Consider the following 21,974-nt stretch of genomic DNA (forward strand, 5'->3'; position numbering starts at 1 on the left):
AAGCGCAATCGATCCGGCAGCAAATCCTGGGGGGATGAGTTGTAAGGAGGCCCGGCGTGGCCGAAGTGGAAATATTCGTGACGGGGGACGAGGTCGGCACCTTTTCCAGCGTTTCGACATCCGGCAATAACAACGGCATGAAGGTGACCCTGCAAGGGGTAGAGCCGCTTGGCACGTCGAGCGACGTGTTCCGCATCGTGATCCGTCAGGTGAACGGGGACGACAACCTGTTCAGCAACGGGCAATTCGTCGATATCTACGCTTGGCCCGATGCCGATCCGCCGGAACCGCCGATTTTTTCAAGCCTCAATCCGCAGCATGATCAGTTTCAGGGGCGCGCCTCGTCCGGTGAGCATCAGATCATCACCAACCCGGCGAATATCGTGTTTGATGTCAACGGGCTGACCGCAGGCACCGTGCAATTCGGTCCGGGACTGGAGCCGCGCCGCGATCAGCAACTCTCGTTCGACACGTTCTCTCCCGATCCGCCGGTCTTTCCCTGCTTTGCCGCCGGCACGCTGATCGAGACCGAAACCGGCCCGTTGCCGGTCGAGGTGATACGTCCGGGGGATCTGGTGCGCACGCTGGATCACGGGCTGCAACCGGTCCGGTGGAGCGGTCAGCGCGAAGTGCCGGGGCGCGGATCGATGGCCCCGATCGAGATCGCGTCGGGGGCGCTTGGCAACTGGCGCAAGCTGGTGGTGTCACCGCAGCATCGCATGCTGATCGGCGATTGGCGTACGGAAATGTATTTCGGCCAGCCTCAGGTTCTGGTCGCCGCATTGCATCTGGTCAATGGGGATACGATCCGACAGGTGCCACGGTCTCGGGTGCGCTATGTGCATCTGGCGTTTGATCAGCATGAAGTCGTTCTTGCCGAGGGCATCCCGAGCGAGAGCCTGCACCTGGGCGAGATGGCGCTTGGCGCGCTGAGTGCGGCGGAGCATGCGGAGCTCAAGGCGTTGTTCCCGGACCTCATGGACGTCGATGCCGTGGACGGGGACACGGCAGATGCAGCCGCGCGGCACTGTCTGCGCCGGTGGGAAACCAGACTTGTTGCCTGAGCCGCATAGGGAAGGTGCCGGGGCATGCGCGGTGGCATGCCCCGGCTCTCGGGTCAGCCCTCGCTCGACGGCAGGGTGCCTTCCTCTTGCGCGGCGGCGAACTCCTCTTCGCTGATCGCGCCGTCGGCATCGGCATCGGCCTTCATGAAGGCATCCGTGGAGGCATCGGGCATGGCCTGCTGGAATTCCGACATGGTGATGTACCCATCGCCGTTGGCATCGATCTCCGCGAAATCGGCCGCAAGGGCAAGGCCGGGCAGCGCGAGTGTGAGGGCAAAGCCGGTGGCAAGCGTTGTCTTGGTCATCTCAGACATCCTTTCGTTTCAGGTTTCGGACCGCGTTTTATCGCGATCGTGTCCAGAACATGAGGCCGCCTTGGCTCGCTGTCATCGGGTCGTCCCAAATACCTGAAAAACATGCGAAAACCAGCCAAAACGCAGGGGGCGCATGGGCGGGACAACGCCGCCCGTCCCGGGCTGGCGGGAACCTGCCCGCGTGACACGGCCATTCGAGCGAAACGCCGCCGGAATGGTGCGTCTCGCATATCAGTGGAACATTGCCGACCGGTGCGACTCAGGCGAGAGCGGCGGCCGGTTTGATCATGCCGGTCTCGATGCCGCGCCAATTGGTGATCGGCGCATTGCGGAACTTGCGCGCGGTCGGGTGGTCGGGGTCGAGCACGCCCAAACGAACGAGGATCGAGGCGATCGCGCATTCCGCACCGCGCGTGCCGCCATCGGCGATCTTGAGCGCGACACCCAGTTTGCGCTGCGGCAGGATCGCGATAAAGAACGCCTCGGCCCCGGTTTTTAGCGCCACCGGCTCGGAACAGGCGCGCATCAACTCGGTGCAGGCACGCCCCTCGCCCGCGACCAGTTCGGGATGGGCCACCATCGCCTGCCAGAGCCGGACGGCAGCGTTTTCGACCATGCCCCCGGTTTCGGACGCAGCCGCAAACCACGCCATCGCGCGGGCCATGCCATGCAGGGTGCAGGCCGGGTTGGGCGCGGAACAGCCATCGATCCCGTAATAGGGCGAGGTTTCGGCGGTGATCTCCTCGAACGCCTCGAATACCGCCTTTTGCACCGGGTGATCCGGTTCCACATAGTCCGGCCCACCCCCCAACTGGCGATTGAGCGTCAAGAACCCCGCATGCTTGCCCGAACAATTGTTATGCACCTGACAGGGCGCGGTATCGGAACACAAAAGCGCCTTATGCGCCGCCTTGTCCCACGGCATATGCGCACCGCAGCGAAAATCATAGTCGGTCAGGCCCAGATCGTCGATCCAGCGTCGCACGCGAGAGGTATGTATCTCGCCCCCCTCATGTGAGGCGCAGGCCAGCGCCAATTGTTCGGAGTTCAGCCCATGGGCATGCGCCGCCCCGCTGGTGATCAGCGGCAGCGCCTGCAACATCTTGGCCGAGGAGCGCGGCAGCACCACCGCGTCGGGGTTGCCCGAGGCCTCGACAATCCCGCCCGAGCTATCGCAGATCACGGCATGGCCAAGATGTACGCTTTCGGGGCGCGGTCCGCGCCAGATTTCGGTAAGGGGGACGGGATTGGTCATGCAGCTTCTCCAGTTCGACGGACCATGGCGGCGTGTGCGAAAATCCGCCAATACCGTCTTTCATTTCTCGCGTGTTTCAGGCTAATGTTGCAGTGTCGAGATAGGACTGGTCGCATCTCAAAAGAATTCCGGCAAGGAATGCAAGCGACCCTTGGAATTGAGGCTCAGGACAGCTTGGAGGCTGGACATATGGTATCACGAATTGCAGGCGGCATTGCACTCGCGCTCGTCGGGTTGATGACAACCGGCGCGCTGGCGCAGGAAACAAGCACCAATCAGGTCGCCGCCGAGACCGCATGGAGCGTGTTCGAGGACACCGACCCGCGCGAATGCTGGGCGGTGTCGGCCCCGACGGAAACCGTCAACACGCGCGACGGTCGCGTCGTCGCCGTGCGGCGGGGCGATATCCTGCTGATGACGTTCTTTCGCCCCGGCGCGGGCGTGCAGGGTCAGATCACCTTTACCGGTGGTTATCCGTTCGCGGGCGGCTCGACCGTCAACATGAATATCGGCGGCAGCGAGTTCGAGTTGTTCACCGAGGGCGAATGGGCCTGGCCCGCCAGCACCGAGGATGACGCCAAGATACTGGCGGCAATGAAACGCGGCGCGGACGCGGTGCTGACGGCACGCTCCTCGCGCGGCACACAGACCAAGGACACGTTCTCGCTGCTTGGCTACACCGCCGCGGTCGAAGAGGCCGAGAAGCGCTGCCAGTAACGCGGCGGATCGCGGACAAATCAAGCGGCGGGCCGGATCGGCACCGCCGCTTTTTCATGGCGCGCATGTTTCGGTTCAGCGCAGCACCTTGCCCTCGGGCCATTCCATCGCGGTCTCAAGCCGGATGGACTGTGCCTCACCGGCGGGCAGGTCGAACTCCCAAGCCAGGATACCACGCATGTCATCGACATTTTCTTCGGCAGGCGCGGGCGTCGCGGACCAGGTGATCTCCAGATCTTCCTGTTCCGACACCGGCACCCGGTCGAGCACGCGCAGCGGCCAGGCCATGTCGGTCAGGTTCTCGACCTCGATCATCACAGCCTCTGTCATCTCGTTGGATTTGCGGATCAGCCCCCGGTCGCCTTCATTGCGGTCACGCAGGGTGCGGCTCAGGCGCAGCCCGTCGATGGGGCCGAAGGACAGGTCCGCCTCGTCCCCGGCGGCGATCAGGTCAAGGCCGCGCTGCCCCACGTAACGCCCATCGAGATAGAACCGCGCCTCAGAGGTGGGCAGCAGGATTTCGTCGGTTTGATTGGTGAACTCCGCCATCAGATAGGCGGTCTGATCCACCATCGGCACGGCCTGTGCGACGATCTCGGCCTGCGCCTCCAGCGTGCCGAGCATAAGCCGCACGTGATCGGCGCCCGTGGTCACATCGACCGGCGCGGGATAGCTGTAGGAAACCGAAAGACCGTCTAACGTCGCGTCGGCGACCACGGCATTTTCCATCTCAGGCGCGGGCGCGGCCATCGACATGAGCGCGTCGGCACCTTTCTGACGCGCGAGGGGCCGGATCTCTTCGGGGTCCACGATGCGCGGCACCCAGGGCCAGATCTGCCCGGGCTGCGTCTGCTCGGACGGACGCGCGGTCGAAAGGGTCAACGCCACGTCCTGCCAATTCTCACCGGTGGCCTGGCGCACAAGCGCCCCGCGCTCGATCCGCAGCGCGCCGCTGTCGCGCTCGAGATGCATATCGTAAAGCGGCTGCCAGCCCGCATCGGGGATGGTGTAGGTCACGAGCATCCGCCCCTCTGTGGCGCTGTCGGCTGAAACCGCAACGGCGAGCATTGCGCGCGCCTCCTCCTCCGGGACCAGCGCCTTGAGTGCCTTGCGCGCCGCGTCCAGCGCCTCTTGCTGATCGGAGAGCGCGCGCTCGGCGGCGTCGGCGCGGCGGGTGGCCTCCAGCGCGGTCTGCCGCGCGGCGAGGGTCTCGGTACCGATCATCTGCGACAGGTCGCGCAACCGGTCGATCTCGAGCGTCGCCACCCCGTCGCCCTGTCCGATCCGGTCAAGGAAGGCAAGCCGCGCGCGCGCCGCCTCGGCCTCCAGCCGGATATCGTCGATCCGCGCCCGGGCGGCGCGCAGTGCCTCTTCCAGCCGTTCCACCTCGGCGCGAGCTGCAAGCAGTTCAGAACTCTCGCTCATGTCGCGGGGCGGCACGTAATCGCGGCGCGTCGTCACCCCGCCCATGCGCGCGCCCTCGACGCTGACCCGCACCGAGGCGAGCGGCGTGCCGCGCGGCAGATCGGCGAGGATCAGGTCATGCTGGCCCGCAGGCGCGGCAAAGGGCACCTCGCGGACGACTGTCGCGCCTTGCGGAAACAACGTCACCGCGCTGACCCGGCTGGACAGCGCGATATCGTCGGCAATGGCCGGGGCGGCAACAAGCAACAGCGGAAGACATAAGGCACGCATGGGGCAAGACTCCTGATACACCTGGGAGATATTTCAGACCCCAGCCATCGAAGCGCAAGCGCGCGACGCGGCGATGCGCGGATTCACGCCATGCGAGTGATCAGCGACGCCGGGCGGTCAGGGCAATTCGTCCTCGGGGATGATGCGGAAGAACGCGCCGCCCGACCACAGACCGAACCAGCCATCTTGCCGGTCACCGATCTCGACCAGCCGGTAAAAACTCTTGCGGTCGATCAGCGCTTCGAGATTGGCCCGCACCAGCACATAGGGCGCGGGCTCTCCGGTTTCGGGGTCGCGCTCCACGCGAATCGGATGCTCCGGCCCGGCGGTGACGTGATCGCCGACATTGGTCTCGAATCGCAGGGTCTGATCCTGCCCTGCCCCCTCGGCCTCGACATCAACGGCCACGAAAGGCGCGTCATCGACCGTAATCCCGACCTTTTCGACCGGCGTGACCAGAAAATAATCACCCCCGTCGCGGCGCAGAATGGTCGAAAAGAGCCGCACAAGTGCTGTCCGCGTGATCGGCGTGCCCTGGTAAAACCACGTCCCGTCGCGGGCGATGCGCATGTCGAGATCGCCGCAAAACGGTGGATTCCAGTCCTGTACCGGCGGCAGACCGCGCCCTTGCTTGGCGACCGCACGTGCAGAAGCGGCGAGGCTGTCGGCTGACGGGGTTGTGAGAGATTCTGTGCTCATTGCTTTTGCCATTTCTGTCTTGCGCGATACATTCTAGGCTGAGGATATAGTTCTGACAGGAGTTTTGCCATGACCGATGACCCCGATCTTCTCGCCGGTCTCGACGCGCTGGAAGGCAAATTGGCGCAGGCCCGCGCCTCGATCACGCGGCGCTTCATCGGTCAGGAGCGGGTGGTTGACCTGTCGCTTTCGGCGCTTCTGTGCGGCGGGCATGGGTTGCTCATCGGTCTGCCCGGTCTGGGGAAGACAAGGCTGGTCGAGACATTGGGCACGGTGATGGGCCTCAACACCAACCGGGTGCAGTTCACTCCCGATCTCATGCCCGCCGACATTCTCGGCAGCGAGGTGCTGGAGACCTCCGAGGACGGCAAGCGCGCCTTCAAGTTCATCGAGGGCCCGATCTTTTGCCAGCTTCTGATGGCCGATGAGATCAACCGCGCCAGCCCGCGCACGCAATCGGCGCTGTTGCAGGCGATGCAGGAGCGGCAGGTGACGGTCGCGGGCCAGAACCGCACGCTTACCCCGCCGTTTCACGTGCTGGCCACACAGAACCCGATCGAGCAGGAGGGCACATACCCCCTGCCCGAGGCACAGCTTGACCGTTTTCTCGTGCAGATCGACGTGCCCTACCCGGACCGCGATACAGAACGCGCGATCCTGCTGGCCACCACCGGGGCCGAGGAAGAAGAGGCCCATGGCGTCTTTACCCCCGAAGAGCTGATCGACGCGCAACAGATGCTGCGCCGCATGCCAGTGGGCGAAAAGGTGATGGAGGTCATCCTTGATCTTGTGCGCGCCTGCCGCCCAGAGGATGCGAGCGCCGATGACCGGGTGCGCGAGAGCGTCGCCTGGGGCCCCGGGCCTCGTGCCGCACAGGCGCTGATGCTGACCGTGCGCGCGCGCGCGATGTTGCAGGGCCGTCTTGCCCCCGATGCCAGCGACGTGGCCGCGATGGCACAGCCGGTGCTGGGCCACCGCATGGCGCTCAATTTCGCCGCAAGGGCCCGGGGCGACAGCCTCAACGCACTGATCGCGCGCATGGTCGAGGACGTGACACAGGTTCAGGCCGCCGCCTGACATGGAAGAGACCGTCCATACCCTGCGCCCCCGCGCCGAGGCCGAGGCCGCGCGCCTGCCGCCGCTTCTGGCGCGGGCCGAGCATCTGGCGGGCACCGTCCTGTTGGGCGAGCATGGCCGCAGACGCGCGGGGCAAGGCGACGATTTCTGGCAATACCGCCCGGTTCAGCAAGGCGACAGCCGCCGGATGATCGACTGGCGCCGCTCGGCCCGGTCGGATGCGCAATTCGTGCGGCAACGCGAATGGCAGATCGCGCAAAGCGTGATGCTCTGGGTCGATCCCGCCGCCTCGATGCGGTTTTCCTCGGACAAGGGCCTGCCCGACAAGGCAGATCGCGCACGGCTTCTCGCCTTGGCAATCTCGGTGCTGCTGCTGCGCGGCGGCGAACGGGTGGGAATGACCGGCACCGCCCTGCCCCCCCGGCGCGGGCAGGCGCAACTGGCGCGCCTCACACAGGCGCTCACGCTCGACAGCGAAGAAGATTATGCAAGCCCCGACATGGCGGGCCTGGTGCCGCATGGCCGGGCGCTCTTGATCTCGGATTTCATGGGCGATCTCGCGGGGCTGCGCGCCGCATTGACCAAGGCGGCGGATCGCGGGGTGCGCGGCGTGGTCTATCAGGTGCTCGACCCGGCGGAAGAGGCGTTTCCCTATCGTGGCCGCACGATTTTCGAGAGCATGGGCGGCACGCTGGCGCATGAGACGCTGAAGGCCAACGATCTGCGCGACCGCTATCTGGAGCGGTTGGCCGAACGCAAGGCGGAACTCGCCGCGCTTTGTGCCGCGACCGGCTGGCGGCACGGTCTGCACCACACCGGTGACTCGGCGCAATCGGCGCTCCTGTGGCTCTATCGCGCGATCGACAAGGGGGCGAGCGCATGATGCTTGGACCTATCGGTTTCGCAGCACCCTGGTTGTTGCTGGCACTCGCCGCGCTGCCCATCCTGTGGCTCATCCTGCGCGCCGTGCCGCCCGCGCCGATCCGGCGGCGGTTCCCCGGCGTGGCGCTGCTTCTGGGGCTGACCGATGACGACACGGTGACGGATCGCACGCCGTGGTGGCTGTTGCTCCTTCGGATGCTGGCCGTCGCGGCGGTGATCGTGGGGTTGGCGGGCCCGGTGCTCAATCCGCGCGCCGACGGCGAGGCGGCAAGCCGCCTGCCGCTGCTGATCGTGACCGATGCAAGCTGGGCCAATGCCAGGGACTGGAATGCGCAGGTGGCGGTGATGGACGGCCTCCTGGCCGAGGCGGGGCGCGACGGGCGCGCCGCCGCGATCATGGAGTTGAGCGACCCCGAAGCGCCAGTCTTTCGCGCCGCCGAGACATGGCGCAGCGGCCTGCCGGGGCTGACACCCGCCCCCTGGCCCCCCACGCCCGAGACGCTGGAGGCGGCGGCAGAGATGCTCGACGATGACGGGTTCGAGACGCGCTGGTTCTCGGACGGGCTGGCGCATGACGGGCGCGATGCACTGCTTGAGGCGCTGGAAGCGCGTGGCCCGGTCACGGTGCATGAAAGCGCACGGTCGGTGATGGCGCTGCGCCCCGCGCAACTGTCCGACGGTCTGGTCGACCTGACCGCCCTGCGCGCCGCGCCGGGGGGCACGCGCGAGATCACCGTCAATGCCCATGGCCTTGACCCCGCAGGCATCCCGCGCGTGCTCGCGAGCCTGCCGATGACATTCGAAGAAGACGCCACCGAGGCCACCGGCGCGCTCTCGCTGCCGCCAGAACTGCGCGCCCGCGTCACCCGGTTCGAAATTGCCGGAGAGACGCAGGCCGGGGCGGTCACGCTTACCGATGACGGGCTGAAACGGCGCGAGGTGGCGCTGATTGCCGGTCGCGAGGATCGCGAGGGGTTGGAGCTTTTGTCGCCGCTGCATTACCTCGAACAGGCGCTGGTGCCGACCGCTGATCTTCTGGACGGCGCGCTGATGGACGTGCTGCCCGCCAACCCCGATGTGATCGTGCTCGCTGATGTGGCGACGCTTTCGGGGGCCGAGCAGGCGGCCTTGCTCGAATGGGCCGAAAAGGGCGGGCTGCTCCTGCGCTTCGCCGGGCCGCGCGTCGCCGCAAGTGATGTCTCGCGCAGCGAAGAGGCCCCGCTGATGCCGGTCCGCCTGCGCGCGGGCGGGCGCACGGTGGGCGGCGCGATGAGCTGGGGAGAGCCCAAATCGCTCGCCCCCTTCCCCGATGGCAGCCCGTTTCAGGGGCTCGATATCCCCGGTGACGTGACGGTGAGCGCGCAGGTCATGGCACAGCCCGACCCGACGCTGGCCGACCGGGTGATTGCCCAGCTGAGTGACGGCACGCCGCTGGTCACGCGCAAGCGCATCGGCGCGGGGCAGGTCGTGCTCTTTCACGTCACCGCCAATGCCGAATGGTCCTCCCTGCCGCTCTCGGGCCTCTTCGTGCAGATGCTGGAGCGGCTGGCTGTGTCCTCGGCCATGGCCCCGCCGGACATGGCGGAACTTGAGGGCACCACATGGCAGCCGGTCGAGGTGCTCGACGGGTTCGGGCGGCTGGACGATGCAGGCACCCGCCCCGGCGTGGCCGGTGAGGACCTGCTTGAGGCATCGCTTGGTCCCGATCTCCTGCCGGGGCTCTACGATGGCCCGGAACGGCGGATGGCGCGCAATGTGATGACGCAGGAGGCGCCCCTCACCCCCATGACATGGCCCGCGCGCATCCCCGTCGAGGGGCTGGCCCGCGCGCCCGAGATGCCGCTTGGCGGGTGGCTGCTGGCAACGGCGCTAGTACTGCTGACGGCGGATATTCTCGCCTCGCTGGCGCTGTCGGGGCGGCTCTGGCCTGCGCGGGCAGCGGCGATGCTTCTGGTCGCGCTCAGCCTCAGTGCACCGCAACAGGCGCAGGCACAGGAAAGCGATGCGCGCGCCATCGAAGCCACGTCAGAGGTGGTGCTCGCCCATGTGATCACCGGCAATACTGACGTGGACGACGCCGCCCGCGCCGGGCTGCGGGGGCTGGGGCGGATGCTCACCTTCCGCACCTCGATCGAGCCTGATCCCCCGATCAGCGTCAATCTCGAAACCGATGAGCTGGCGTTTTACCCGATCCTCTACTGGCCGATCACTCCCGATCAGCCCACCCCCTCGGCAGAGGCTTATGTGAAGCTCAACGACTACCTGCGGAGCGGCGGAATGATCGTGTTCGACACGCGCGACGCCGACGTGGCGGGTTTTGGCGCGTCTTCCCCCAATGGCGCGCGGCTGCAACGGCTGGCCGCACCGCTGGATATTCCCCCGCTGGAGCCCGTGCCGGAGGATCACGTGCTGACCCGCACCTTCTACCTTCTCAGTGATTTTCCGGGCCGTCACACGGGTCGCTCGGTCTGGGTAGAGGCCGCGCCCCCTGACGCCGAACGCATCGAGGGCATGCCGTTCCGCAATCTCAATGACGGGGTGACACCGGTGGTGATCGGCGGCAATGACTGGGCCTCGGCCTGGGCGGTGAATGAGCGTGGCGATCCGCTGTTTCCGGTCGGGCGCGGCTATGCTGGCGAGCGGCAGCGCGAACTCAGCTACCGCTTCGGCGTCAATCTGGTGATGCATGTGCTGACCGGCAATTACAAATCCGATCAGGTGCATGTGCCGGCACTTCTGGACAGGTTGGGCCAATGACGGGCAGCGTGATTTTTGATCCACTCCTGCCGATCTGGCTGATTACTGCATTGGCGGTGCTGGTGGCGGCAGGACTGTCCCTCGCACTCTTGCGGGGCCTGTCAGGCTGGGCGTTCCGCGCACTGGCCGGGCTGGTCGTGCTCGGCGCATTGCTTGGCCCCGCCTATCAACAGGAGGATCGCGCACCGCTGAGCGATATCGTGCTGCTGGTCGAGGATGAAAGCGCCAGCCAGGGCCTTGGCGACCGCGAAACGATGACGCAATCGACCGCCGATGCGCTCGCCGCGCGGCTGGAGGCGCGCGACAATACCGAGGTGCGGCGCGTGCCGGTGCCTGACGCGCCCGAGAACGGCGGCACGCTGGCGATGACAGCCCTCGCACAGGCCATGGCCGAGGAACCGCGCGGCCGCATCGCCGGGGTGATCCTGCTCTCGGACGGGCGCATTCACGACGCCGACCGCGCGCCTCAGATCCCTGCGCCGCTGCACCTTCTGCATAGCGGGCGCGAGGGCGACTGGGACCGGCGCCTGCGCGTCGACAATGCCCCCGCCTTTGCCATTCTGGATGAGGAAGTGCGCCTGACGCTGACCATCGAGGATGATGGGGCCGCCCCCGAAGGCGTCGAGGAAGTGCCGCTCGACATATCCATCGACGGCGAGGAACCGCGCCGGTTCTCGGTGCCTCTGGGCGAGGAGATGACCCTGCCGCTGACCCTGCCGCATGGCGGGCGCAACGTGCTGCAATTCACCACGCCGATGGCCGAAGGAGAGCTCACTGATCGCAACAACACCGCGCTGGTGCAGATCAACGGCGTGCGCGATCGGCTCAGCGTGCTTCTGGTCTCGGGCCAGCCGCATCCCGGAACGCGGACATGGCGCAACCTGCTGAAATCCGACAGCTCGGTCGATCTGGTGCATTTCACGATCTTGCGCCCGCCCGAGAAACAAGACGGCGTGCCGGTGCGGGAACTTTCGCTCATCGCCTTTCCGACGCGCGAGCTGTTCCTTGAGAAGGTCGATGATTTCGACCTGATCATCTTTGACCGCTACCGCCGTCGCGGCATTCTGCCGTCGATCTACCTCGAAAACATCCGCCAATATGTCGAAAAGGGCGGCGCCGTGCTGCTCGCCGCCGGGCCGGATTTCGCCGGGGCAGAAAGCATCTATCGCGGTCCGTTCGAGGAACTGGTGCCCGCCCGCCCCACCGCGCGGGTGGTCGAAGAAGGCTATCGGCCCGATGTCACCGACCTGGGCGAGCGGCACCCGGTGACCGCCGGGCTGGAGCGTGATTTTGGCGCCGAGTGGGGCCGCTGGATGCGCCAGATCGAGGTGACGCCGACGGGCGGCGACGTGGTGATGTCGGGCGTGGGCGACCGCCCGCTCCTGATGCTCGACCGGGTGGGCGAGGGGCGCGTGGCGCTGCTTGCGTCGGATCATGCTTGGCTCTGGGGACGCGGGTTCGAGGGCGGCGGGCCGCAGCTTGAGTTGCTGCGGCGTCTGGCGCATTGGATGATGAAGGAACCGGAGCTTGAGGAAGAGGCGCTCTGGGCCGAGGCGACGGGGCAGCAGATGCGCGTCATCCGCCGGTCGCTGTCGGACGAGGTGGGGCCGGTCACGATCACCACGCCCTCGGGCGAGGTGGTCGAGCGTGATCTCGAGGAGGTCTCACCGGGTCGGTTCGAGACGCTCTATGACGGGCCCGAGATCGGGCTTTACCGGCTGGAGAATGGCGAGGAAAGCGCGGTCATAGGTCTTGGCCCCGCCGCCCCGGTCGAGTTCGAGCGCACGATTGCCAGCGACGCCGCCCTGCGCCCGGTGATCGACGCCACCAATGGCGGCGTGCAGGCGATGGCCGACGGGGTGCCGCGCATCCGCGAGGTACGCGAAGGCCGCCCCGCCGCCGGGCGCGGCTGGATCGGGATCACCCCGCGCGGCGCCTATGAGACGATGAGCGTGAGCCAGATGGCGCTTCTGCCGCCATGGCTGGTGCTTTTGCTGGTCTCGGGTCTGATTCTAGCAGGCTGGCTGCGCGAGGGGCGCAGGTAGGGGGCGGTTTTGGCCTTGAGCTGCCGTTGACATCTAGGACCGATGCGCGGAATCGAGGTGCCGCAGGCACCGCCGCGCTGCGCCCGACCGCCCCTCGGGCGGGCACCGCGCGGCTCATCTCGCTGACGGCAACGTCCGCTTCAGGCCAAGGCCTGCCTCAGGGCTCCAGCTCCACGCGCACCGGCTCCTCGCTCCAGCCATCAACCGAGCAATGCGCCTTGACGAAAATCTCGCGGGTGCCGTCAGGAATCTGGAGGTTTGTGAGCGAGCGCGTGAAGGGCTGTTCGTTGACATGCGGGTGGTGCAGCACGCGGTAGCCGAGGCGATTGCCCTCGGCATCCAGCACCTCCCAGCCATCGGCGTAATGGTCCCAGCCGGTATCGGGATGCTCGATGGTCACATCGACGCGCCAGGACATACCCGATTTCTCGACCTGAACGTCTAGGATCGCGGGCTCATGCGCCGTAGCGGCGGTGGCGAGACAGCAGGCGGCAAGGCAAGATATGATCTGTTTCATACCCCCCACCATAGCGCGAAAACGCTTGTCTTGCACTCACGTCTGTGTGTGATTTTCCGCAGTGTCGGGCTGCATCAGCACCGCGCGAGAGGCTGAGGCGAATTCACGCCGGAGCAGAACCAGCGCCGTGATCGTCGCCGCCGCGATCAGCGCATAAGCCCCGAGCAGCCAGGCCGTCGCGGCAAGCGCGCAATAGAGCGCACGCAGCCCGCGATTGAACCCGCGCGCGGCGGTGATGTTGATTTCACCCGCCTTGCGCGCCCGCGACAGCGCGGCGGGATGGCCCGGATCATTGGGCACGGCGCCCATCAAAACGGCGCAATAGCCGAACAGCCGGTTGGACCAGACGAATTTGAGAAAACCGTTGACCAGAAACAGCACGATCAGGAGGATCTTGATTTCCCACACGATGATCGGGCGTTGCCCGGCGCTCAGATCTCCGGCAAGCCCGATCACGCGCTCCAGGTCGCCCAGAAGGGCCAGCGCCCCGCCAATGGCAATCAGCGTGGCCGAGGCGAAAAACGAGGTGCCCTGCCGCAATTGCCCGATCACCTGCGAATCGAAGATACGCGGATCACGGGTCACGAATTGCACCATCCATTCACGGCGGTAATCTGCCATCAGGTTGGAAGTGGAGGGCCAGCGGCGCGGAGCGTTCTCGATCAGCAGGGTCATGCCAATCCAGACGCCGAGCAGCAGCAGCACACCGACCGCGTCGGGAATTGTAAATTGCGACAGCTCTGGCGGCAGCGCGCCCATTGGCTCAGAACGGGCGCACGACCACGGCCCAGAGCACCGCAATCGCGCCGAACACGCTGATTTCGTTGAAGATGCGCAGGAAGCGGTCGCTTTCGGAGAAAATGCCCTTGCGCGCCCGCAGCACAAGCCGACCGGTCCAAGCGTAATGCAGCGCAAGCGCCACAACCAGCGCCAGCTTCAGATGCGTCCAGCCCGGCCAGCCCAGCCAGTGCGCGAGGTAAAGCCCGGTGGCGATGGCGATCACGCCAAGCCCGAGCGAAAACCGGTAAAGCCGAATGGTCAGATCGCCAAGCGGGCCGAATTCGCCAAGCCGGTCCCATTCGCGATGCCAGTAGATCAGCGCGCGCGGCACGGCGAAGATCGACGTCATCCAGCCCATGACGCAGAGAATATGTATGATCTTGACCCAATCCATGCGCTTTCCCTTGCCCGAGCGGGGCAGGCTGCGCAAGTGTCAGAGGGTCGCGCCGATGAAAAAGGACTCGCAACATCGGCAAATTGGTTATATAGTTTTACCAATTTCAGGAGGTACGCCATGCAGATGCCAGAGCCGAATCCCGCCATTCTCGACAAGAAGGCCGCGCTTGTGGAGCGTCTGCACGAAGTGCTGCCGGGTGACGCCGTGATCACCGACGTGGCCGAGACGCGCGCCTATGAATGCGATGCGCTGACCGCCTACAAATGCCCGCCTCTGGCGGTGATCCTGCCTGCCTCGACGCAAGAGGTCTCGGACGCCTTGGCGATCTGTCACGAGATGGGAGTGCCGGTGGTACCGCGCGGGTCTGGCACGTCGCTTGCAGGTGGCGCGCTGCCCACGGCGGATAGCGTGATCCTCGGCGTGGCGCGGCTCGCCGATGTGCTGGAAACCGATTACGACAACCGCTTCATCCGCGTACAGACCGGACGCACCAACCTGAGCGTCACGGGGGCGGTCGAAGAGCATGGCTTTTTCTACGCGCCTGACCCGTCGAGCCAGCTTGCCTGCGCCATCGCGGGCAATATCGCGATGAATTCGGGCGGGGCGCATTGCCTTAAATACGGCGTGACCACCAACAACCTGATGGGCGTGACCATGGTGTTGATGGACGGCACCGTGATGGAACTGGGCGGCGCGCATCTGGAGGCCGAGGGCTATGACCTGCTGGGCCTGATTTGCGGGTCCGAGGGGCAGTTGGGCGTGGTGACCGAGGCGACCTTGCGCATCCTGCGCAAGCCCGAGGGCGCGCGGCCCGTTCTCATCGGGTTCGACTCGAACGAGGTGGCCGGGGCCTGCGTCAGCGACATCATCAAGGCCGGTGTGCTGCCGGTGGCGATCGAATTCATGGACCGCCCCTGCATCCGTGCGACCGAGGATTTCGCCAAGGCGGGCTATCCCGATTGCGAAGCGTTGCTGATCGTCGAGGTTGAGGGATCGGATGCCGAGATCGACGAACAACTGGCCCTCATCGAAGAGATCGCACGGCGGCACGATCCGGTGGAACTGCGCCAGAGCCGGTCCGCCGAGGAAAGCGCCAAGATCTGGCTGGGCCGCAAATCGGCCTTTGGTGCCATGGGCAATATCAACGATTACATGTGCCTCGATGGCACCATCCCGGTGAGCCAGCTGCCACATGTCCTGCGCCGCATCGGCGAGATGTCGGAGCAGTTCGGGCTGGATGTTGCGAATGTGTTTCACGCGGGCGACGGCAACATGCATCCGCTCATCCTGTTCGATGCCAACAAGCCGGGCGATCTGGAACTGTGCGAGGAATTCGGGGCGGAGATTCTCAAGCTTTGCGTCGAGGTGGGCGGGTGCCTCACCGGCGAGCATGGCGTGGGGATCGAGAAGCGTGACCTGATGGCACATCAATACGCGCCCGATGATCTGGCCGCGCAGATGGACGTCAAGGACGTGTTCGATCCCAAATGGCTGCTCAACCCGGCCAAGGTGTTTCCGCTCGATTCGTCCGACCCGCGGCGCGCGGCCTGACATAGTAGACCCGAGGGGTTCACCCCCGGACCCCCAGGGTATTTTTGCCGAGAAGAAACAGCATGACACCGAAAACCGAGGCGGAACTTGCCGAGATCATCACCGGCGCGGAGGGGCCTCTGCGCATCGAGGGCGGCGGCACGCGGCCCCTTGGACGGGCTTCGAACGGGGCGCGGCTGAGCACGTCTGGGCTGAAGGGCATCGAGCTCTATGAGCCGGGCGCGCTGACGCTGGTCGCCAAGGCGGGCACGCCGCTGGCGGAAATCGAGGCGGCGCTGGAGGCCGAGGGCCAGCGGCTGGCCTTCGAGCCGATGGATCATCGCGGGCTTTTGGGCACGAGCGGCACACCCACCATCGGCGGCGTGGTGGCCGCCAATGTCAGCGGGCCGCGCCGCATACAGGCTGGGGCCTGCCGCGATGTCCTTTTGGGCGTGCGGTTCGTCGATGGGCAGGGGCGCATCGTCAAGAATGGCGGGCGGGTGATGAAGAACGTGACCGGCTATGATCTGGTGAAGCTGATGGCCGGGAGTTACGGCACGTTGGGCGTGCTGACGGAAGTTGCGCTCAAGGTGCTGCCGCGCCCGCGCAGTACCGGGGTGATGCGGGTTGAGGGCCTGAGCGACGCGCAGGCGATCACCGCGCTCAGCCGTGCGCTCGGCTCGCCCTACGAGGTGACCGGGGCGGCGCATCTGCAAGGCGGTACGGATGGCGCGCCAGTCACGATGATCCGGCTGGAGGGGTTCGAAAACTCCGTGGCCTACCGCGCCGGAGAATTGCAATCGCTGCTGGCGGAGTTCGGCAATTTCGCGCTGGAGACAGACCCGGAAAAGACCGAGGCGGATTGGCAATACGTGCGCGACGTTGCCCCGTTTCACGGACGCGACGGCGACGTCTGGCGCATCTCGGTCAAGCCCACGGACGCGGCCGGGATCGTGGCCGATCTTGCCGGAGCAGAGGCGCTCTATGATTGGGGCGGCGGGCTGATCTGGCTGCTGGCCCCAGAGGGCTCGGGCGTGAGCGCGGGCAGGCTGCGCGCCGCCGTGGCAGCGAAAGGCGGGCACGCGATGCTGATCCGGGGGGATCGGAGCCGCGCCACCTTCCCGCCGCTGCCCGCGCCGGTGGCCGCCCTGCAAGAGGGGTTGCGACAGAAATTCGACCCCCGCCAAATCCTCAACCCCGGCCTGATGGCGCAGGGCGAGACCGCCTGAGCCGCGCCCGGAGAGACAGCACATGAAGACCGAATTCACCGCCGAACAGCTCGAAGACCCGAAGATCGCGCGCTCCAACGAAATCCTGCGCTCTTGCGTGCATTGCGGGTTCTGCACCGCCACCTGCCCGACCTATCAAGTACTGGGCGATGAGCTCGACAGCCCGCGCGGGCGTATCTACCTCATCAAGGATATGCTGGAGAATGACCGCGTTCCCGACGAGAAGACCGTCAAGCATATCGACCGCTGCCTGTCGTGCCTCGCTTGCATGACCACCTGCCCCTCGGGCGTGCATTACATGCATCTGGTGGATCAGGCGCGCGAATACATTGAGGAGCGCTACAAGCGCCCTATGGGCGACCGCGCCCTGCGCTGGATCCTGGCGCGCATTCTGCCCTATCCGATGCGGTTTCGCGTGGCTCTGCTCGGGGCCAAAATCGGGCGGCCGTTCGCGCGGCTGATGCCCGATGCCCGGCTGCGCGCGATGCTGGAGATGGCCCCAAAGCAGGTGCCGCCCGTCAGCCGCAATGACGATCCGCAGACGTTCCCCGCGCAAGGTGCGCGCAAGAAGCGGGTGGCGCTGATGACGGGCTGTGCGCAAAAGGCGCTCAACACCGATATCAACGACGCCACCATCCGCCTGCTGACCCGGCTGGGCTGCGAGGTGGTGGTGGCCGAGGGTGCGGGTTGCTGCGGTGCGCTGACGCATCACATGGGCAAGACCGAGGAAAGCCACGCGACAGCGGCGAAGAACATCCGGGCCTGGGCACGCGAGATGGACGGCGAAGGGCTAGATGCCATCGTGATCAACACCAGCGGATGCGGCACCACGGTCAAGGATTACGGGCATATGTTCCGGCTGGAACCGCTCGCGGAGGATGCAGCCCGGGTGAGCGATATCGCAATGGATGTGAGCGAGTTGCTGATGCAGCTTGACCTGCCGGAAGGCGCGAAGAAGGAAATGGTGATTGCCTATCACGCCGCCTGCTCGCTCCAGCATGGTCAGCAGATCAAGACCTATCCCAAGGACCTGCTCAAGCGCGCCGGGTTCACCGTGGTCGAGCCGGCAGACGCCCACCTGTGCTGCGGTTCGGCGGGCACCTACAACCTGATGCAACCGGAGATTTCCAAGCAGCTAAAGGCGCGCAAGATCCGCACGCTGGAGGCAAAGACGCCGGACGTGATCGCGGCGGGAAATATCGGCTGCATGATGCAGATCGGCTCGGGCACCTGCACGCCCGTGGTGCATACGGTCGAATTGCTCGACTGGGCCACCGGCGGGCCGAAGCCGCCCGCGATGGAGCGCGCCGCGGCAGGCATGTCCGGGGTTCCTATCCTGCGCTGAGCCGGTCATATTCTGGCCCCAAACGCCTGCTACCCGACGGGCGTAATGATGTGCCGGAGGTCCGATGCTGCGCCCTGTTCTTGTCACCCTTTTTATCATGCTGGCCGGCAGCGCCATTGCGCAGGACAGCCGCCTTGAACGGCTGGATGTGGGCGATGCCGCCCGTCAATGGGAAGCCGTCGGGCGGCTGGAACTGGGCGGTCGCGGATTTTGCACTGGCGCGTTGGTCGCCCCCGATCTGGTGCTGACGGCGGCGCATTGCCTCTATGATCGCGCAACCGGCACACGGGTGGATCATGGTCGCATCGAATTCATGGCCGGGTGGCGCAACGGGCGCGCCGTGGCCTATCGCACGATCCGCCGTGCCGTGGTTCATCCCGATTATGATTTCGACGCCGAGGTGACGGCCGACCGGGTGCGCTATGATCTGGCGCTTCTGGAACTGCATCATCCGATCAACAACACCCGCGTCACCCCGTTCGAGACCGACGAGCGCCCGCGCAAGGGGCAGGATATCGGCGTGGTCAGCTATGCCAAGGACCGCTCTGAGGCCCCGTCGCTCCAGAATGTGTGCAAGGTGATGGCGCGCCAGCAAGGGGTGCTCATCATGTCCTGCGATGTCGATTTCGGATCGAGCGGCGCGCCGGTCTTTTCCTTTGAGGGCGGGCGGCCGCGCATCGTCTCGGTGGTGTCGGCCATGGCCGAGGTGGAAGGGCGCAAGGTATCGCTCGGCACGCAGCTGGTGGCCCCGCTGCAGACCCTGCGCGCCGCCCTCGACGCGGGGCAAGGCGTGTTTCAGGACGCAGCCCCCAAGACCTTTACCTTTGGCGAGCGCCGCGACACCGGCGCGAAATTCGCCAAGCCATGATCGGGTCACGGCATATCCCGGTCCTTGTTGCCGCGCTCTGCCTGTGGGCTGGCGGGGCCGTGGCACAATCAAGCGGGCTGATCAGGCTGACCGACCGTGACGACCTGTTCGGCTGGGAGGCCGTGGGGCGCGTGGATATCGGACGCAGCGGATTCTGTACCGGCGTGCTGATTGCACCCGATCAGGTGCTGACGGCGGCGCATTGCGTCTATGACCGCGCCGGTCAGCCTGTTGCGGCCGAAACGATCCGCTTTCGCGCCGGGCTGCGCGATGGCGAGGTGATCGCCGAGGCCGGGGTGAAGGGCTACGCCACCGCCCCCGGCTATGATCCGCAGGGCGGCACGCGGGTCGAGAACATCCGCAATGATGCGGCCCTCCTGCGCCTCGCCACCCCGATCAGCAGCGCGCTTGCCGCGCCCTTTGTCGTGCATGAGCGCCCCCGCGACGGCGAGAGCGTGAGCGTCGTCTCTTACGGGCGCGACCGCGACAAGGCCCCCTCGTGGCAGCGCGAATGCAACATGCTGTGGCGCGCCGAGGGGATCATGGGCTTCGACTGCGACGTGATCTTCGGCTCGTCCGGCGCGCCGGTTTTTGCCCGCCATGGCAATCGCGCGCGCATCCTGTCGCTGGTCAGTGCAGGCAACTGGCAAGGCGAGGATCGGCGCGCCTATGGTATGGACCTGAGCACGCTTCTGCCCATGCTCAAACGCGACCTGCACGCAGCCACCGCCGGACAGGCCACGGTCAATCCCGGCTTCAAGCGGGTGCAGGTGGGCGAGGGCAAGCGCGCGTCGGGCGCGCGTTTCGCCAAGCCCTGAGCCGATCTGCGCGCCTCTTGACAGGGGCGGGACCGCTTCCCAAATCATCTGCACCCGGTGCCACGGAATGGGCCGGGAACCCTACAGGCCTGTCCCGATGGGAAGGCCGTGAAAACAGGTATCGCTCAAAGGAGGATGACCCATGCGCAACTTTGATCTTGCACCGCTCTACCGGGCGACGGTCGGGTTCGACCAGATCGCCGACCTGCTGGACCGGGTGATGGCCAGCGACGTGACGCAGCCCACCTATCCGCCCTACAATATCGAGAAGACCGCCGACGATGCCTATCGCATCTCGATCGCCGTCGCAGGCTTTGGGGCCGACGACCTCAGCGTCGAAGTGAAGGATGGCGCGCTCGTCGTCTCAGCCGCCAAGGCCGAGGATGACAGCGACCGCACCTATCTGCATCGCGGCATCGCAACCCGCGCCTTTGAGCGCCGGTTCCAACTGGCCGATCATGTCCGGGTGACCGGCGCGTCGCATGCCGATGGCATGCTGCATATCGATCTGGAGCGCGAAATGCCCGAGGCGCTGAAGCCGCGCCGCATTTCGATTGCCAGTGGCGATCAGTCCGTTGCCAAGGATGTGGTGGACGCCGAAAAGGTGAACTGAGGCGGGACACCCCGCCAAAGGCACCTTGCGCCCGGCCGTATGTCCCTCGGCCGGGCGTCTGCCGTTTCAGGGCTGACGTGCTTCGAGCAGCACAGCCCCGCTTTCGCCGCCAATCAGCAGCAATGTACCATCCTCGGTGACATCGAACCGGGTAACCTGTTCGAGCGCGTCGAGCATGCGGCGCTCTTGCTCCATCAGTGGCTCATGGCACGCCATCATCGTACTGCCCATGGCCCCGAACTGCATCCCCTCGCCGGTGAGCGTGAAATCCCCGACGAGGCGGTTACACCCGCTGCTGCCCGCGACACGGCCCGGATTGAGGAAATTGAGTGACAGGCGCTCGGGCTCGATCAACTCCGCGTCACCCAAGGCCGTGACCTGCCAGACGCCATCGGTCAGCAGCGAGGCCGGATCGCCGCCGCAGCCGCGCAGGTCGCGGCCATCAAGCGCAAGATAGGCGGTGTCGGGATATGGCATGCCGCTCATGTCGTCATGACAAAGCTGTTCTTCGATCCGCAGATGCGCACCTGCGTCGGGCATATCGAACTCATAGGCCCCGGGCACGACCTGCACCACGGGGCGCGGAGCCTCGCGTGTGATTTCGCCGTAGTCGCCGACGATCTCTGCGGTCTCCGGGCCGAAATCCACATACCATCCCGGCTCGTTACCGCGCGCGCGGTAGGGCATCTCGTCCGCCGGAGGCACCTCGCGGCACTCTGGCAGATCCCGTCCCTCGAGCCGGATCGTGGTCGCGTCGCCCTTGTTCCACACGGTCGTCTCTGGGTCCTTGACGCCTTCATAGCGCGCGCCCGAGGCAGCCTCGACCTGCACGAGCGGGATATCGCGACCCTCGGCGCGCAGCACCATCTCCTCGCCCAATATGCCGACCATGACCGGCACATCCCCGCAAACGAGCTCGCTGGCGAAGGCAATCGGCGTGACCGGCTCCAGCGTCAGCGCACCCAAATCGACGGGCGCGCGCCCGGCCTCGAACGCCAGACCGCGCAGCACCCACCGGGGCGCGCCATGGACGCGGATCACCGCGCTTACCTCGCCCGACAGGCCCGGCGGCACCGCCATCTCGAAGGGCAGTGGCACCTGTTTGCCGTCGGGATTGAGCGTTGCCTCGCCCAGCATCGCGCCAAAGCGGCCCTCGGCCACCACCGTGGCACGCGCCTCGGGCGGCAGGGCGATGCGCTGCAGATAGCCAAGCGTGCCGGTGACCCGGCGCACATCGTCCTCTTGCGCGACGGCAGGCAGGACCGACAGAAGCGCCGGAATACAGGTCAGAGACATGACGCGGAACATGAGCCGCCTCCCTCTAGCGGTCGGTTTTCGGTACCCTAACCAATGCCCGCGCGCCGGTCGAGAC

20 protein-coding genes are annotated in these 21,974 nt (G+C 66.2%); 12 read left to right on the plus strand and 8 right to left on the minus strand.

The features are described 5' to 3' along the window. Window positions 1–56: 56 nt before the first annotated feature. A complete protein-coding gene (locus tag RID11_RS09050) occupies window positions 57–1,064 on the plus strand; it encodes a Hint domain-containing protein (RefSeq protein ID WP_350137928.1) in 1,008 nt (335 codons plus the stop codon). 53 nt (window positions 1,065–1,117) lie between these two features. On the opposite strand, the gene RID11_RS09055 is transcribed toward RID11_RS09050, so the two are convergent. Together RID11_RS09055 and RID11_RS09060 are read right to left on the minus strand one after the other, a co-directional pair. Further along, window positions 1,118–1,369, minus strand: coding sequence for an EF-hand domain-containing protein (locus RID11_RS09055; RefSeq protein ID WP_350137931.1), 252 nt, complete (start codon window positions 1,367–1,369; stop codon window positions 1,118–1,120). A 268-nt stretch (window positions 1,370–1,637) separates the two neighbouring features. Then, window positions 1,638–2,633 carry an asparaginase gene (locus tag RID11_RS09060; protein ID WP_350137933.1) on the minus strand — a complete coding sequence of 332 codons (996 nt, stop codon included), beginning with the start codon at window positions 2,631–2,633 and terminating at the stop codon, window positions 1,638–1,640. Between the two features lie 189 nt (window positions 2,634–2,822). Between RID11_RS09060 and RID11_RS09065 the strand changes: the two genes are divergently transcribed. Then, window positions 2,823–3,350 carry an invasion associated locus B family protein gene (locus RID11_RS09065; RefSeq protein ID WP_350137935.1) on the plus strand — a complete coding sequence of 176 codons (528 nt, stop codon included), beginning with the start codon at window positions 2,823–2,825 and terminating at the stop codon, window positions 3,348–3,350. Between the two features lie 75 nt (window positions 3,351–3,425). Here the strand turns inward: RID11_RS09065 and RID11_RS09070 are convergent, their stop codons facing one another. Both RID11_RS09070 and RID11_RS09075 read right to left on the minus strand, forming a co-directional pair. Continuing rightward, the gene (locus tag RID11_RS09070; RefSeq protein WP_350137937.1) at window positions 3,426–5,045 is read right to left on the minus strand and encodes a mucoidy inhibitor MuiA family protein; all 1,620 of its coding nucleotides are present in this window, start codon (window positions 5,043–5,045) and stop codon (window positions 3,426–3,428) included. Between the two features lie 117 nt (window positions 5,046–5,162). Further along, window positions 5,163–5,744 (minus strand): DUF1285 domain-containing protein, encoded by a 582-nt coding sequence (locus RID11_RS09075; protein WP_350137941.1) that lies wholly within the window; start codon window positions 5,742–5,744, stop codon window positions 5,163–5,165. 69 nt (window positions 5,745–5,813) lie between these two features. Here RID11_RS09075 and RID11_RS09080 point away from each other — a divergent pair, with 69 nt between their 5' ends. Genes RID11_RS09080 through RID11_RS09095 form a run of 4 tightly spaced genes read left to right on the plus strand, consistent with a single transcriptional unit; the run spans window position 5,814 to window position 12,505 of the window. Next, the gene (locus RID11_RS09080; RefSeq protein WP_350137945.1) at window positions 5,814–6,821 is read left to right on the plus strand and encodes an AAA family ATPase; all 1,008 of its coding nucleotides are present in this window, start codon (window positions 5,814–5,816) and stop codon (window positions 6,819–6,821) included. 1 nt (window position 6,822) lies between these two features. After that, the gene (locus RID11_RS09085) at window positions 6,823–7,704 is read left to right on the plus strand and encodes a DUF58 domain-containing protein (protein WP_350137947.1); all 882 of its coding nucleotides are present in this window, start codon (window positions 6,823–6,825) and stop codon (window positions 7,702–7,704) included. Beyond that, entirely contained in the window at window positions 7,701–10,460 is a 2,760-nt protein-coding gene (locus tag RID11_RS09090) for a DUF4159 domain-containing protein (RefSeq protein ID WP_350137949.1), read from the plus strand. Before RID11_RS09085 ends, RID11_RS09090 begins: the two co-directional genes overlap by 4 nt. Continuing rightward, window positions 10,457–12,505 carry a hypothetical protein gene (locus RID11_RS09095; RefSeq protein ID WP_350137952.1) on the plus strand — a complete coding sequence of 683 codons (2,049 nt, stop codon included), beginning with the start codon at window positions 10,457–10,459 and terminating at the stop codon, window positions 12,503–12,505. The genes RID11_RS09090 and RID11_RS09095 overlap by 4 nt, the downstream gene beginning before the upstream one ends. Before the next feature lie 157 nt (window positions 12,506–12,662). Here RID11_RS09095 and RID11_RS09100 read toward each other — a convergent pair whose 3' ends face one another. The 3 genes from RID11_RS09100 to RID11_RS09110 are packed head-to-tail and all read right to left on the minus strand — an operon-like array spanning window position 12,663 to window position 14,196. After that, window positions 12,663–13,022 (minus strand): hypothetical protein, encoded by a 360-nt coding sequence (locus RID11_RS09100; protein WP_350137954.1) that lies wholly within the window; start codon window positions 13,020–13,022, stop codon window positions 12,663–12,665. A gap of 36 nt (window positions 13,023–13,058) precedes the next feature. Beyond that, complete coding sequence (locus tag RID11_RS09105; protein WP_350137956.1) at window positions 13,059–13,781, minus strand: DUF599 domain-containing protein; 723 nt, start codon at window positions 13,779–13,781, stop codon at window positions 13,059–13,061. Between the two features lie 4 nt (window positions 13,782–13,785). Next, window positions 13,786–14,196, minus strand: coding sequence for a CopD family protein (locus RID11_RS09110; protein WP_350137959.1), 411 nt, complete (start codon window positions 14,194–14,196; stop codon window positions 13,786–13,788). Window positions 14,197–14,316: 120 nt separating this feature from the next. Between RID11_RS09110 and RID11_RS09115 the strand changes: the two genes are divergently transcribed. The 6 genes from RID11_RS09115 (at window position 14,317) to RID11_RS09140 (ending at window position 20,602) form a co-directional block, all read left to right on the plus strand. Next, window positions 14,317–15,750 carry an FAD-linked oxidase C-terminal domain-containing protein gene (locus tag RID11_RS09115; protein ID WP_350137961.1) on the plus strand — a complete coding sequence of 478 codons (1,434 nt, stop codon included), beginning with the start codon at window positions 14,317–14,319 and terminating at the stop codon, window positions 15,748–15,750. Window positions 15,751–15,812: 62 nt separating this feature from the next. Next, window positions 15,813–16,958 carry a glycolate oxidase subunit GlcE gene (gene glcE / locus RID11_RS09120; protein ID WP_350137964.1) on the plus strand — a complete coding sequence of 382 codons (1,146 nt, stop codon included), beginning with the start codon at window positions 15,813–15,815 and terminating at the stop codon, window positions 16,956–16,958. 22 nt (window positions 16,959–16,980) lie between these two features. Further along, the gene (glcF, locus tag RID11_RS09125; RefSeq protein WP_350137966.1) at window positions 16,981–18,303 is read left to right on the plus strand and encodes a glycolate oxidase subunit GlcF; all 1,323 of its coding nucleotides are present in this window, start codon (window positions 16,981–16,983) and stop codon (window positions 18,301–18,303) included. 97 nt (window positions 18,304–18,400) lie between these two features. Beyond that, window positions 18,401–19,171: a trypsin-like serine peptidase gene (locus RID11_RS09130; RefSeq protein WP_350137969.1), complete on the plus strand. Its 771-nt coding sequence runs from the start codon at window positions 18,401–18,403 to the stop codon at window positions 19,169–19,171. 59 nt (window positions 19,172–19,230) lie between these two features. Then, on the plus strand, window positions 19,231–19,989 hold the full coding sequence (locus RID11_RS09135; RefSeq protein WP_350137972.1) for a trypsin-like serine peptidase: 759 nt from the start codon (window positions 19,231–19,233) through the stop codon (window positions 19,987–19,989). A 142-nt stretch (window positions 19,990–20,131) separates the two neighbouring features. Further along, window positions 20,132–20,602, plus strand: coding sequence for an Hsp20 family protein (locus RID11_RS09140; protein ID WP_350137974.1), 471 nt, complete (start codon window positions 20,132–20,134; stop codon window positions 20,600–20,602). 66 nt (window positions 20,603–20,668) lie between these two features. Here RID11_RS09140 and RID11_RS09145 read toward each other — a convergent pair whose 3' ends face one another. Next, window positions 20,669–21,910, minus strand: coding sequence for an META domain-containing protein (locus RID11_RS09145; protein ID WP_350137977.1), 1,242 nt, complete (start codon window positions 21,908–21,910; stop codon window positions 20,669–20,671). Window positions 21,911–21,974 lie beyond the last annotated feature (64 nt).

This window comes from Roseovarius sp., assembly GCF_040219995.1.
In the GTDB taxonomy this organism is placed as follows: domain Bacteria; phylum Pseudomonadota; class Alphaproteobacteria; order Rhodobacterales; family Rhodobacteraceae; genus Roseovarius.